Below are 14083 nucleotides of genomic sequence, written 5' to 3' on the forward strand. Positions count from 1 at the left end.
GACACTATCGCCGGCCCTTGCCGCGGCACGCCGAAAAACGACGCCCCGCGAGGGAATTGCGCAAGGTCGACAGATGGGCCCGCGACCCGGATCATCATGCGGGCTCTGTGGCCTCGATTGCGATATCGGCCCAGATCGGCAGGTGATCCGATGCCCGTCGGGCCATCGCGTCCTGTGCCACACCCGCATCCCGCAGGGTAAGCCCTGAACTCAGCCCGATGCGGTCAAGCGCGGCAAGCGGCCGCGCGGCATGGAAGCTGTGACCCGGCGCATGCATGGCGAAATGCGGCTCCAGAGGCTCGAGCCCCCGTTTCGGCGACCATTCGTTGAAATCGCCCGCGATGATCGTATGGCCCTCATCGGGAAGCGCCGCGGCGATGGCCGCCATCTGCTGAAGCCTGCTTCGCCGCAGAAGCCCCAGGTGCACCGCGATGACCGACACCGGCTCCGGCAGGTCGAGATCGAGCCGGACCGCGCCGCGCGGTTCGATCCCCGGCAGATTCAGATGCCGGACCGTGCCGTGGCCAAGCCCCTTTCGCAGCAGGATCGCATTGCCGTGCCAGCCAAGGCTCACCTCGTTGCGCGATATGGGCGCAATGTTGAAATCGGTCTCGGACGCGATCAGGTCATGTGCAATTGCGGCTGGACGCGCGCCAAGCCGGTGATCTGCCTCTTGCAGCACCACGATGTCGGCCTCGAGCCGGTTGATGACATCGAGGGTCCGGTAGGGCGCGCGCCGCTGGTCAAGACCGCGGGTCTTGCGGATGTTGTAGCTTGTGACGCGAAGGATGCGCCGGGTCCGGGGATCGTGCATGATATGTAGATAAGGAGGATCGCGCGAAATGAAAGACGGCCCGAGCCTGATCAGATGGCCCAGCGACGCGCCCGCCGCGATCGTGATCTGGGGCGCGCTTCTGGCGCTGACGATCGGGGCGCTGCTGTTCGGCCGCTGGTCGCTGAGCTTTGTCTCGGGCGCGACGCTGATGCTGTCGATGGCGCCGATCTTTCTTGCGCGGTGGTTTCGTATCGCGTTGCCGGTGCCGGTCGTCCTCGGGATCATCCTGTTCGTCTTTGCGTCGATCTTTCTGGGCGAGGCGTTCGATTTCTACCGGCGGTTCTGGTGGTGGGATCTGGCGTTGCACGGGTTTTCGGCCGTGGGCTTCGGCTTGTTCGGGTTCCTCATGACGCTGATGCTGTTCGAAGGGGATACCTTCGCAGCCCCTCCCTGGGCACTTGCGCTGATCTCGTTCTGCGTCGCGATGACGGTCGGGTCCGTCTGGGAAATCTTCGAATTCGCGATGGATCGCAGCTTTGGCCTGAACATGCAGAAATCCGGGCTGGATGACACGATGGGCGACCTGATCATCAACGCGGTCGGCGGTTCGGTCGCGGCGATCACGGGGTTCTTCTATCTGCGCGGGCGCAAGCGGGGGTTTCTGAACCGCATCATCCGGCAGTTCATGCTGATCAACAAACGGTTCTACCGCCGCTGGCATCGTCGCCTGCCCAGATAGCCACCGACTTTGCCTAAACTTCCACGCGCCCCCTCGCGCGGGGCGGGCAATGATCCTATAAGACGTCGACCAACACAGGAGCCTGCCCATGTCCGGAGAACTCTCGCCCATCGACAAGGCCAAATTCGTCGCCGCGAAACGGGCGACCCGCTATGTGGAATCCGGGATGCGGGTGGGCCTTGGCACAGGGTCGACCGCGGCCTGGCTGGTCCAGTGCCTGGGGGAGCTGGTCCGCGAAGAGGGTCTTCGGATCAAGGGCGTGCCGACCTCCAGCCGGACGGCGGCGCTGGCGCGGGACGTGGGCATCGACGTGATCTCTCTCGACGAGGCGAAATGGCTGGATGTCACGATCGACGGGGCCGACGAATACGACGGCAACCTCAACCTCATCAAGGGCGGCGGCGGTGCTCTGCTTCAGGAAAAGATCGTCGCGACCGCCTCCGACCAGATGGTCGTGATTGCCGATATCTCGAAGCAGGTGGAAACGCTCGGTGCCTTTCCCCTGCCTGTCGAGGTGATCCCCTTCGGCTGGCAGACCACCAAGGCCCTGATCGAAGAGATGCTGATCGGTATGGATGTTCTGGGCCGCTCGACCAGCCTTCGGATGAACGGCGAAAGTCCCTATGTGACGGACGAGGGCAATCACATCATTGATCTGCACCTCAACCGGATCGGCAATGCGCGGCAGCTGAGCCTTGTTCTCAACCAGATCCCCGGCGTGGTGGAGAACGGTCTGTTCATAGATATCTGCGACGCGGTCGTGATCGGCTATGGCGACGGCCGGGTCGAGGTTCGCGACATCGTGAAGGGCGAGATCGACACCGAGAGGTTCGATTTTCTCGAGGAAGACAACCTCTTTGGCGATATCGCCGACTGATCCGGCCCGCGGGCCAAGGGGCGGGTGCTCTGGCATTCTGCCCGGTCCTGTGGAATACCCCCGACCGACGACCTGAAATGCGCAGCCGAGGCCCCATGTCTGACTACGATTACGATCTTTTTGTCATCGGCGGAGGTTCGGGCGGTGTTCGGGCGGCCCGTGTCGCCGCGTCGACGGGGGCGCGCGTCGCGCTGGCCGAAGACAACCGGATGGGCGGAACCTGCGTGATCCGGGGCTGCGTGCCCAAGAAGCTGATGGTCTTTGCCTCGTCGTTCCGCGAAATGATGCCCGAGGCCCGCGCCTATGGCTGGGAGCTGGAGGACGGTCAGTTCGAATGGCCGCGCTTTCATGAAAAGCTCGAGGTCGAGCTGGATCGTCTCGAGGCCGTCTATCGCAAGCTGCTGGACGGGTCCGGGGTCGAGATCTTCGACAGCCGCGCGAAAGTGGCGGGCCCGAACAGCGTGGCGCTTGCCGATGGCCGCACGGCCAGTGCCGGACATATCCTCGTGGCGACCGGGGGCCACCCGATCCGGCCGGAGATGGCCAACGCAAGGTTCGGCATGGTCTCGGACGACATCTTTCATATGAAAGAGCTGCCGAAATCCATCCTGATCGTGGGCGGCGGCTATATCGCCTGCGAATTCGCCTGCATCCTGCACGGCCTTGGTGTCGAGGTGACGCAATTCTATCGCGGCGCGCAGATCCTGCGCGGCTTTGACGGCGAGGCGCGCGGCCTGATCGCCGACGCGATGGAGGAACGCGGGATCGATCTGCATCTCGGCACGAATATCGTCGAGATGCGCCCTGCCTCGGAAGTGGGCGGAAAGAGCGGCGCCGAGATGGGAATGCCCGCCGAGGAACTTGGCCGTCACGATCACGACGAGGCCGATGCCGGGGCCGTGGCGCCCGTGCCGATGTGGGTCAAAGGCACCAACGGGATGGAAAAGACCTTCGACCGCGTCCTGTTTGCCACCGGCCGCGCACCCAATACGCGCGACATGGGGCTCGAGGAGGCGGGGGTCGAGATCGGCCGCCGCGGCGAGATCCTCGTCGATGAATATTCCCGCACGACGGTGCCCTCGATCTACGCGATCGGGGATGTGACGAACCGGGTCAACCTGACACCGGTCGCGATCCGCGAGGGAATGGCGTTCGTGGAAACGGTCTTCAAGGACAACCCGACGCCGGTGGATCACGAGTTGATCCCGTCGGCCGTGTTCACCCAGCCCGAGCTGGGAACCGTCGGCCTGACCGAGGAAGAGGCCCGCGAACAGGAGCCGATCGACGTCTATTGCACCTCGTTCCGGCCGATGCGTGGATCCTTTGCCGGCAAGCCTGATCGCGTCCTGATGAAACTGATCGTCAGCAAGCAGACGGACAAGGTTCTGGGATGTCATATCGTCGCGGACGAGGCGGGCGAAATGATCCAGCTGGCCGGCATCGCGGTCAAGATGGGCGCGACAAAGGCGGATTTCGACCGGACGGTCGCGGTGCACCCAACGATGGCGGAAGAACTGGTAACCATGCGGGACCCGATGCGGAGCGCTTGAATTCGTGGGATCGACCCACATTTGTGAAGGGACGGGTGCCGGACGACCGGTGGCCCGAACAGATAAAGAGGAAGACGAGCTTAATGGCTGGTAACAACGGAGGCCCCTGGGGCGGGGGAGGCCGCGGCCCCGGCGGAGGCGACGACGACGATCGTCGACCGCAGGGCGGGCGCGGACCCGGACAGGACGGACCGCAGATCCCCGAGATCGATGACCTTGTGAACAAGGGCCGCGAGCAATTGCGCGTCCTGATGGGCGGGGGCGGCGGACGTCGCAATGTAAACGGCAGTGGCGGAGGCGGCCCGCAGGGCCCGATGCTGACACGTGGAACGGTAGGGATCGGCGCCCTAGTCGCGCTTGGTCTTTGGGCGTTCATGTCATTCTACACCGTCCGGCCAGAAGAACAGTCGGTGGAATTGTTCCTCGGCTCCTATTCGTCGACCGGCAATCCCGGTCTGAATTTCGCGCCTTGGCCGCTGGTGACCTACGAAGTCGTCAACGTGACCTCCGAACGGACCGAAAGCATCGGAACCTCGGGCGGCCGGAACGACAATCAGGGCCTGATGCTGACCACCGACGCCAATATCGTCGACATCGGCTTTCAGGTCGTCTGGAACGTGAGCGATCCCGCGAAGCTTCTGTTCAACCTCGCCGATCCTCAGCAGACGGTTCAGGCCGTGTCTGAATCGGTCATGCGGGAAGTCATCGCAGCGTCGAACCTCGCGCCGATCCTCAACCGGGACCGGGGTCTCATCGCCCAGACCGTGCAGGAAAACATTCAGGCAACGCTCGTGGAATACGATTCCGGGATCAACGTCGTCCGGGTCAACCTCGACCGGGCCGACCCCCCCGCCGAAGTGATCGACGCCTTCCGCGACGTTCAGGCGGCGGAACAGGAACGCGACAGATTGCAGCGGACGGCGGATGCCTATGCCAACCGCGTTCTCGCCGAGGCGCGTGGTCAGGCAGCCCAGGTCATCGAAGAGGCCGAAGGTTACCGTGCGCGCGTCACCAACGATGCCATCGGTCAGGCCAGCCGCTTTACTGCGATCCTGCAGGAATATCAGGCCTCTGAAGATGTAACCCGGCGCCGGATCTACCTCGAGACGATGGAGCGGGTTCTGGGTGACGTGAACAAGATCGTTCTCGACGAATCCGTCGCGGGTGGTGGCGGAAACTCGGGCACGGGCGTCGTGCCTTTCCTTCCGCTGAACGAGCTGACCCGGAACCAGGGCGTCGGTACGACCGCAATTCGTGATCAGGGGAACTAAGACATGAAAAAGACAGCATATCTCCTGCCGGCCGTTGTGATCGTCATCGCAGCCGCCCTGTCCTCGGTCTTTGTTGTCGACGAACGGGAAAAGGCGCTGGTCCTTCAGTTCGGCCAGATCGTCAACGTTCAGGAAGAGCCGGGCCTTGGCTTCAAGATCCCTCTCATCCAGGACGTCGTGAAATACGATGACCGTATCCTGTCGCTTGACACCCAGACGATCGAAGTCACGCCGTCGGACGACCGCCGTCTGATCGTCGACGCTTTCGCCCGTTACCGGATCACCGATGTGGTCCAGTTCCGGCAAGCGGTCGGCGTGGGTGGTCTTCGCACCGCCGAGGCGCGTCTGACCGACATCCTCAACTCCCAGATCCGGGAAGTTCTGGGTGCCGATCAGGTGACCTCCGACACGATCCTTTCGGAAGAGCGGCGTGCCCTGATGAACCGGATTCGTGACCAGGCCCGCGAACAGGCACTGTCTCTTGGTCTTGATGTCGTTGACGTCCGGCTCAAGCAGACGAACCTGCCGGCGCAGAACCTCGATGCGACGTTTGCCCGGATGCGGGCCGAACGTGAGCGGGAGGCGGCGGACGAGATCGCCCGCGGTAACGAAGCTGCGCAGCGGGTTCGCGCCCTTGCCGACCGGACCGTGACCGAGACCCTCTCGGAGGCGGAACGGGATGCTCAGATCACCCGAGGTGAGGCAGACGCGCTTGCCGCGGCGACCTTCTCCGAAGCCTATGGCGCGGATCAGGAATTCTTTGAATTCTACCGCTCCATGCAGGCCTATGAGCAGGCGCTGACAGGTGCCAACTCGACCATGGTCCTCACGCCCGACAGTTCGTTCTTCGACTACCTGCTGAACTCGGATCGGGGCGGTCGGTCCTCGGTCGGAGATACGGGGCAGTAACGTCATGGAGATGGCGCTACTCGCGCTGGGACTTGTTCTCGTTGTGGAGGGGCTGGCCTATGCGCTGGCCCCTTCCACTATCGAGACCATGCTGGAGCTTCTGCGCCGCATGCCGATCGACCAGCGCCGCATGGTCGGACTGGGCGCGATCGCGCTGGGTGTGGCACTGATCTGGATCGCACGGGCGCTGGGCGCCTGAGCGCGGGCGGGATTGCACCCGGCGGACGGTGGCGATAGCCAAGTCGCCAGACACCTTTCTCGGACAGGCAGGGATGCGGGATGAGCCTTTGGGATTTCTGGATCGATCGCGGCGGCACCTTCACTGATGTTGTGGGGCGCGACGCCGATGGCGGGCTGCACCCGCTGAAGCTTCTGTCCGAGAACAGCGAAAGCTATGACGATGCCGCAATCGAAGGCATCCGGCGGCTCCTCGGCGGAACGATCGATCCGTCCCGGATCGGCACCGTCAAGATGGGCACGACGGTCGCAACCAACGCGCTGCTCGAGCGCAAGGGCGACCGGACGCTCCTGCTGATCACCAAGGGGTTTCGCGATGCCCTCCGGCTGGCCTATCAGGCGCGGCCCGACATCTTTGCCAAGGAAATCATCCTCCCCGAGCAACTCTACGAGCGGGTGTTCGAGGTGGACGAACGCCTCCGTGCCGACGGAACGGTCGAACAGGCGCCCGATCTCGAGGCGCTGAAACCCGCACTCGAGGCGGCGCGGGCCGATGGCATCGATGCGGTGGCGATCGTGCTGATGCACGCGTGGCAATCGCCTGACCATGAACGGCAGGTGGCCGATGTGGTGCGCAAGACGGGCTTTGCGCAGGTCTCGGTCAGCCACGAGGTCTCCCCCCTGATCAAGCTGGTGGGGCGTGGCGACACGACGGTGGTCGACGCCTACCTCTCTCCGATCCTTGGCCGCTATGTCGCCCGCGTCGCGCGCGCGCTTGGCGCCACACCGCCGGGCGAGGCGGGGCCCACGCTGCAATTCATGATGTCGTCGGGCGGGATGACCGCGGCCGAGGCCTTCCAGGGCAAGGATGCGATCCTGTCGGGCCCCGCGGGCGGGGTCGTCGGCATGGTCGAGACTGCGCGCATCGCCGGCTTCGACAAGGTGATCGGCTTTGACATGGGCGGAACCTCGACCGATGTCGCGCATTCGGCGGGCCATTACGAACGGGCCTTTGATACCGAGGTCGCGGGCGTCCGTATCCGCGCACCGATGATGCGGATCCATACCGTGGCCGCAGGGGGCGGCTCGATCCTGCATGCCGATCCGGGCCGGTTCCGGGTGGGCCCCGACAGCGCAGGTGCCGATCCGGGGCCTGCCTGCTACCGCCGGGGCGGGCCGCTGACGGTGACGGACGCCAACGTCATGTTGGGCAAGCTGCGCCCCGAATTCTTCCCCCGCGTCTTCGGCCCCGATCAGGATGCGGCGCTGGATGCAGAGGCGGTCATCGCCGAATTCCGCGACATCGCCGCCCGCGAGGGGCGCCCGGCAGAGGAAATCGCAGAAGGCTTCCTCACCATCGCGGTCGAGAATATGGCCAATGCGATCAAGAAGATCTCCGTCCAGCGCGGCTATGACGTGACGCGCTACCTGCTCAATGCATTCGGCGGTGCGGCGGGGCAGCATGCCTGCCTCGTGGCCGATGCGCTGGGCGTGACCTCGGTCCTGATCCATCCGCTGTCGGGGTTGTTGTCGGCCTATGGGATCGGGCTTGCGAAGGTGACGGCAAGCCGCCAGCAGGGCCTTGTCCGTCCGCTCGACGATGACGCCCTCCCCGAGATCGAGGCACTGGCCGAGGAGCTTTGGCACGCCACGCAGGCCGAACTGTCGGCGCAGGGCGTTCCGGTCGAGACGGCGACGCGCCGCACGGTTCTGCACCTGCGCTATGCCGGGGCGGACACGACGCTCCCGATTCCTTACGAGGGAGATATCTGGGCTGCCCGCGCGGCCTTCGAGGCAGGGCACGAGGCCCAGTTCGGATTTCTCTATGACGATGGCCGCATCGTCGTCGATGCGGTCGATGTGGAGGCCGAGGATGGCCGCGATTTCGCCAGCGTCGAAACCGAGACCGAGGCTTCCACGCATCGCCCCGATGCGGGCGACGAGGTCGAGATCTTCTGCGGTGGCAGCTGGCGCCGCGCCGCCGTTCACCGGCGCGAGGCCCTGACCCCCGGGGCCACGATTGCCGGCCCCGCCCTGATCATCGAACCCAACCAGACGATCGTGGTGGAGCCCGGCTGGGAAGCCGCGATCACCGCGCGCGATCACATCCTGATGCGCCGTGTCGAGGCGATGGCGCGGGCCGATGTGGCGGGCAGCGCCGAGGCCGATCCGGTCCTGCTGGAGGTGTTCAACAACCTGTTCATGAATATCGCCGAACAGATGGGCGTGGCGCTTCAGAACACGGCGCAATCGGTGAACATCAAGGAACGGCTCGATTTCTCCTGTGCCGTTTTCGACGCCTCCGGTGCGCTGGTGGCCAACGCGCCACATATGCCGGTGCATCTGGGCTCCATGGATCGCTCGGTCGAGGCTGTGATCCGCAACAATCCCGTGATCCGCCCCGGCGATGCCTTCACACTGAACGCGCCCTATAACGGCGGGACGCACCTTCCCGATATCACCGTCGTCAGCCCCGTCTTCGACGAAGACGGCGAGACGATCCTGTTCTGGGTCGCCTCGCGCGGGCACCATGCCGATGTGGGCGGCACGGCGCCGGGCTCCATGACCCCGCTTGCCAAGGTCGTCGACGAGGAAGGCGTGCTGATCGACAACCTGCACATGGTCAAGGCCGGCCGTTTCGATGATGAAGGCCTGCGCAAGGTCCTGACCGATCATCCCTATCCGGCGCGCAATCCGGATGTGAACATCGCCGATCTCAAGGCGCAGGTTGCCGCCAATGCCCGTGGCGCGGCCGAGTTGCGCCGGATCGTGGGGGAATTCGGGCTCGATGTGGTGCAGGCCTATATGGGCCATGTGCAGGACAATGCCGCCGAGGAGGTCGCTCGTCTGATCGGCAAGCTGGAGGATTGCGAGGCCAGCTATGAAACCGATACCGGCCAGGTGATCCGCGTGGCGATCCGTGTCGACAGGGAGGCGCGGCGCGCAACGGTCGATTTCACCGGCACGTCGGAGGCGACCGACAACAATTTCAACGCCCCCGAACCGGTGACGCGGGCGGCAGTCCTTTACGTGTTTCGCGTGATGGTCGAGGCGCCGATCCCGATGAATGCGGGCTGCCTGCGGCCCATCGATATCGTGATCCCCGAAGGCTGCATGCTGCGCCCCAGCTATCCCCGTGCCGTCGTCGCCGGCAATGTCGAGACGTCGCAGCATGTGACGAACGTGCTCTTCGAGGCGCTGGACGCCCTGTCGAACAGCCAGGGCACGATGAACAACCTCACCTACGGCAACGCCACCTACCAGTATTACGAGACGCTCTGTTCGGGGAGCCCGGCGGGTCGGATGAACGACGGCCGGACCTTCGACGGAACCTCCGGTGTGCATGTTCACATGACGAATTCGCGGTTGACCGATCCGGAAGTGCTGGAGCTGCGCTATCCGGTCCTGCTGGAGGAATTCTGCCTCCGTCCCGGATCGGGAGGGCAGGGCGCCCGGCATGGGGGTGACGGAACCCGGCGCACGACCCGGTTTCTCGAGCCGATGGATTGCGCGATCCTGTCGTCGCATCGCGCGCGCCCGCCGCGCGGGATCGATGGCGGCGGGGACGGGCAGGTCGGCCGCACCGAGGTGCGCCGCAAGGACGGCACGGTCGAGGTGCTCAATGCCTGCGATCAGACCCGACTGGAGCCGGGGGAGGCGGTGACCGTCGTCACACCCACATCCGGCGGCCTCGGACACGCGTGACGGGGCCGGCAGGCCCTTGAAATCCCCCAAAGACCCCCTTGTTGCGAATTAATCGCAACTTACTTGACAAGATTGCGAATAAGTCGCATTTTCACGATTGTCACCACAGGAGGCCCTTCGATGTCCGTTCATTCGACCTTGTCTTCCATCAGCCTGTCCCGCCGCGCCGTGATGGCGGGGATTGCTGCACTGACCGTGCCCGCCGCCGCGCGCGCCGCGGAACAGATACAGGTGGTCGCAACGACGGGCATGATCGCCGACACCGCCCGCGTCATCGGCGGTGACCGTGTCGCGGTGCGCGCACTGATGGGGCCGGGCGTCGACCCGCACGCCTACCGGCAGACGCGGAGCGACATCGTGGCCATGACGCGTGCCGACCTCGTGCTGTGGCACGGCCTCTTCCTCGAGGCGCAGATGGTCGATTTCTTCGCCGATCTGGCCGGGTCGACCCCGGTTGTTCCGGTGGGGGAGGCGGTTCCGCAAGAGGCGCTCTTTCCCATGACGACTACGCCGACAAGTTCGATCCTCACGTCTGGATGGACCCGCATCTCTGGACCCATGTGATCGACGCGGTCGCGGCCGCGCTGAGCGAGGCTGATCCCGCCGGGGCGGACCTCTTTGCCGCCAATGCGGCGGCCTACCGGGCCGAGATGGACGATCTGTCCCGCTACAGCACGCAAGTGCTGTCGACCGTTCCCGAAAGTGCCCGGGTTCTGGTCTCGGCCCATGACGCGTTCAAGTATTTCGGCGCGGCCCATGGCTTCGAGGTGATGGGCATTCAGGGCATCTCGACCGAAAGCGAGGCGGGCGTTCGCCGCATCGCCGAGCTGGTCACTCTTCTTGTCGAGCGTGGGATCGGTGCGGTTTTCGTGGAAAGCTCGGTCTCCGACCGGTCTGTCCGGGCCCTGATCGAGGGCGCGGCGGCGCGGGGGCACGAGGTCACGATCGGGGGCGAGCTGTTCTCCGACGCGATGGGCCAGGAAGGTACCTACGAGGGCACCTATCTTGGCATGATCGACCACAACGTGACCACGATCGCCCGTGCGTTGGGCGGTGAGGCGCCACAAGGTGGCTGGAAAGGACAACTCGTCGCATCATGACACCTGCCGAACTGAAACTGGCGGCCGATGGCGGCCGGGCCGTCGCCCCCGAGGCGAAACCCGGCCCTGTGGCCGCCATGTCCCTGCGCGGGATGACCGTGTCCTACGGCGAAAAGCCCGCGATCTTTTCCGTGGACGCCGATTTCGAACAGGGCGCGATGACCGCGATCATCGGCCCGAACGGCGCTGGCAAGTCCACGCTTCTCAAGGCGGCACTCGATATCGTCCCGCGCGTGTCGGGCGAGGTGCGGGTGCATGGCCAGCCGCTCGAACGGGCGCGGGGCCGTATGGCCTATGTGCCTCAGCGGGCAAGCGTCGACTGGGATTTCCCGACCCGGGTGATCGACGTTGTGATGATGGGCCTCTACCGGGAGCTTGGCCTTCTGGGGCGCATCCGCGGTCATCACCGGGATGCGGCGCAGGACGCGCTCGACCGGGTCGGCATGGCAGATTTCGCCCATCGCCAGATCGGGCAATTATCCGGCGGGCAGCAGCAGCGCGTCTTTTTGGCCCGTGCCCTGGCACAGGCAGCCGACCTCTACCTGCTGGACGAGCCCTTCGCCGGTGTCGACGCGGCGACCGAAGCCGCGATCATCGATGTTCTCAAGACGCTTAAGACCGAAGGGAAATCCGTGGTCGCCGTCCATCACGACCTGACCACCGTCCAAAGCTATTTTGACCGGGTTCTTCTGTTGAATGTGCGCCGGATCGCTGAAGGCCCGGTCAGAACCGCCTTCACCTCCGATACGCTGGCCGCGACCTATGGCGGCCGGCTGGCGGCCGCGCAGATCGAGCAACTGGAACTTGGCGGCGCGGTATGACACCCCTCTTTCAGGCGCTGACGCTTCAACTGGGCTATAACGCCACGCTCGTGGCGATCGGTGCCATGCTGCTTGGCGTGGCGGCCGGCGCCTCGGGCAGTTTCATGGTCCTGCGCAAACGCGCGCTGGTATCGGACGCGATGGCCCATGCCACGCTGCCCGGTGTCGGGCTGGCCTTCATCGTCATGGTGGCGCTGGGCGGCGACGGGCGCAATCTGGCCGGTCTTTTGGCTGGATCGGCCATTTCTGCGGGCATCGGGCTTCTGATCGTCGACTGGATGACGGCCCGGACCCGGCTGGGCGAGGATGCGGCCATCGGGGCCGTCCTGTCGGTGTTCTTCGGCTTCGGTATCGTGCTTCTGACCGTGATCCAGACCATGAGCGGCGGGCGGCAGGCGGGACTTGAGAGTTTTCTGCTGGGATCGACAGCGGGGATGCTTCTGGCGGATGCGTTGACGATCGCGGTGGGCGGCGCGCTCAGCGTCGCGGCGGTCTGGATCCTGCGCCGCCCGATGACGCTGGTGGCCTTTGACGAGGGCTATGCCCGCTCTCTTGGCGTGAACGTGCGCCTGACCGATCTGATGATGATGGGGCTTGTTCTCGCGGTCACGGTGATCGGCCTCAAGATCGTGGGCCTGATCCTGATCGTGGCGCTTCTGATCGTGCCGGCAGTCACCGCCCGGTTCTGGACCGAGCGGAGCGCGTCCCTGATCTGGATATCGGGTGCCATCGGCGGCCTGTCGGGGTTCGCGGGTTCCGCCATGTCGGCGGCATATGCCGATGTGCCCACGGGGCCGGTGATCGTGCTCTTCGCGGCCGCTCTCTTCGTTCTGTCGCTTCTCTTCGCGCCGCTTCGGGGCGTGGTGGGTGCGCTGATCCGACATCGCCGGTTCCAGGCGCGGGTGCACCGCAGGCAGGGGCTTCTGGCGCTGGCCCGGTCCGAGCCGATCCATGATCCCGTGACCCTGCGCCTGCTGCGGAGCGAGGGCCTTATTCGCGCCGATGGCGTGGCGACGGAGGCCGGGCAGGACGCGGCCGCCCGGGCCGTGCGCGACGAATGGCGGTGGGAGGTGGCCCGAACCCGCCACAAGGATACCGCGCTTACCGGGCGCTATGATGGGCTGACCCCGATCGAGAGCGTATTCACCCCCGACGAGATCGCCGGGTTCGACCGCCTGATCGCCGAGGGCCAGACCTGATGGGTGCCGAATTCGTTCAGCTGAGCCTGACACCGATCCTCATCGGTGTTCTGGCCTCTATCGCCTGCGCATTGCCGGGCAATTTCCTTCTGATGCGCAGGCAGGCGCTGATTGGCGATGCGATCAGCCATGTCGTGTTGCCCGGGATCGTTCTGGCGTTTCTGGTATCGGGCACGATTGCCGCCGTTCCGATGTTGCTGGGCGCCGGCGCCGCGGCCGTCATCGCGGTCGCCCTGATCGAGGCGATCAAGCGGCTGGGCCGGATCGAGGCGGGGGCCGCGATGGGCGTCGTCTTCACGACGCTGTTTGCGGGCGGTGTCCTGATGCTGGAGCGGACCGATACAAGCGGTGTGCATCTGGATGTGGAGCACGCGTTGATGGGCAGCCTCGAAAGCCTGATCTGGCTCGAGGCGGACGGCTGGGCATCGCTGACCGATCCCGCGGCGCTGGCCGGTCTGCCGCCGGAGCTTGGACGGATCGCCATCGCCTGCCTGATCGTCGTGGTGCTGACATGGCTGTTCTGGCGGCCGCTTGTCCTGACGACCTTCGACGAGGGCTTTGCCCGGACCATCGGCTTGCCCGTGGCCGCCATAGGCTTCGGCCTCGTGGTGGCGGCGGCGGTGGCGGCGGTGGCGGCCTTTGATGCGGTGGGCTCGATCATCGTGATCGCCATGTTCATCTGCCCGCCCGCCGCGGCACGCCTGATGACCGACAGGTTCGGAGTGCAGGTGGCCTGGAGCATCGCATTCGCGACACTGTCGGCAATCGTGGGCTATGTTTTCGCGGGCTACGGTCCGCTGTGGTTCGGGCTCTATGACGCGGTCAGCGCGGCCGGCATGATCGCCACGGTTTCGGGGGTGATCCTCGCCTTGGCCTGCCTCTTTGCGCCGCGCCGCCGCCGTCTGGGGGAAGGGCGGGGCTCCGCCTGATCTGCCGATGCCCCCATGGCCATTCCCCATC

At 65.3% G+C, this 14083-nt stretch carries 11 protein-coding genes and 1 pseudogene; 11 read left to right on the plus strand and 1 reads right to left on the minus strand.

Annotated elements, in window-relative coordinates; all coding sequences use genetic code 11:
- Positions 1-94: 94 nt before the first annotated feature.
- Entirely contained in the window at positions 95-814 is a 720-nt protein-coding gene (locus EP376_RS01290) for an endonuclease/exonuclease/phosphatase family protein (protein ID WP_127653730.1), read from the minus strand.
- A 28-nt stretch (positions 815-842) separates the two neighbouring features.
- Between EP376_RS01290 and EP376_RS01295 the strand changes: the two genes are divergently transcribed.
- The 11 genes and pseudogenes from EP376_RS01295 (at position 843) to EP376_RS01345 (ending at position 14052) form a co-directional block, all read left to right on the plus strand.
- Positions 843-1514: a DUF2238 domain-containing protein gene (locus EP376_RS01295; protein WP_127653731.1), complete on the plus strand. Its 672-nt coding sequence runs from the start codon at positions 843-845 to the stop codon at positions 1512-1514.
- An 88-nt stretch (positions 1515-1602) separates the two neighbouring features.
- Positions 1603-2391 (plus strand): ribose-5-phosphate isomerase RpiA, encoded by a 789-nt coding sequence (gene rpiA, locus EP376_RS01300; RefSeq protein ID WP_127653732.1) that lies wholly within the window; start codon positions 1603-1605, stop codon positions 2389-2391.
- Between the two features lie 95 nt (positions 2392-2486).
- Positions 2487-3941: an FAD-dependent oxidoreductase gene (locus EP376_RS01305; RefSeq protein WP_127653733.1), complete on the plus strand. Its 1455-nt coding sequence runs from the start codon at positions 2487-2489 to the stop codon at positions 3939-3941.
- Between the two features lie 83 nt (positions 3942-4024).
- Positions 4025-5212, plus strand: coding sequence for an FtsH protease activity modulator HflK (hflK, locus tag EP376_RS01310; protein ID WP_127653734.1), 1188 nt, complete (start codon positions 4025-4027; stop codon positions 5210-5212).
- A gap of 3 nt (positions 5213-5215) precedes the next feature.
- Positions 5216-6121 carry a protease modulator HflC gene (gene hflC / locus EP376_RS01315; protein WP_127653735.1) on the plus strand — a complete coding sequence of 302 codons (906 nt, stop codon included), beginning with the start codon at positions 5216-5218 and terminating at the stop codon, positions 6119-6121.
- Between the two features lie 4 nt (positions 6122-6125).
- A complete protein-coding gene (locus tag EP376_RS01320; RefSeq protein WP_127653736.1) occupies positions 6126-6320 on the plus strand; it encodes a DUF2065 family protein in 195 nt (64 codons plus the stop codon).
- A gap of 80 nt (positions 6321-6400) precedes the next feature.
- Positions 6401-10003, plus strand: coding sequence for a hydantoinase B/oxoprolinase family protein (locus tag EP376_RS01325; RefSeq protein WP_127653737.1), 3603 nt, complete (start codon positions 6401-6403; stop codon positions 10001-10003).
- Positions 10004-10123: 120 nt separating this feature from the next.
- Positions 10124-11103 (plus strand): annotated as a pseudogene (locus EP376_RS01330) (metal ABC transporter solute-binding protein, Zn/Mn family).
- The gene (locus EP376_RS01335; protein ID WP_127653738.1) at positions 11100-11924 is read left to right on the plus strand and encodes a metal ABC transporter ATP-binding protein; all 825 of its coding nucleotides are present in this window, start codon (positions 11100-11102) and stop codon (positions 11922-11924) included. Before EP376_RS01330 ends, EP376_RS01335 begins: the two are co-directional and overlap by 4 nt.
- Positions 11921-13123, plus strand: coding sequence for a metal ABC transporter permease (locus EP376_RS01340; RefSeq protein WP_127653739.1), 1203 nt, complete (start codon positions 11921-11923; stop codon positions 13121-13123). Before EP376_RS01335 ends, EP376_RS01340 begins: the two co-directional genes overlap by 4 nt.
- Entirely contained in the window at positions 13123-14052 is a 930-nt protein-coding gene (locus tag EP376_RS01345) for a metal ABC transporter permease (RefSeq protein WP_127653740.1), read from the plus strand. The genes EP376_RS01340 and EP376_RS01345 overlap by 1 nt, the downstream gene beginning before the upstream one ends.
- Positions 14053-14083: the final 31 nt, after the last annotated feature.

Origin of the sequence: Alexandriicola marinus, assembly GCF_004000435.1 — a bacterium.
GTDB classification, from domain to species: domain Bacteria; phylum Pseudomonadota; class Alphaproteobacteria; order Rhodobacterales; family Rhodobacteraceae; genus Alexandriicola; species Alexandriicola marinus.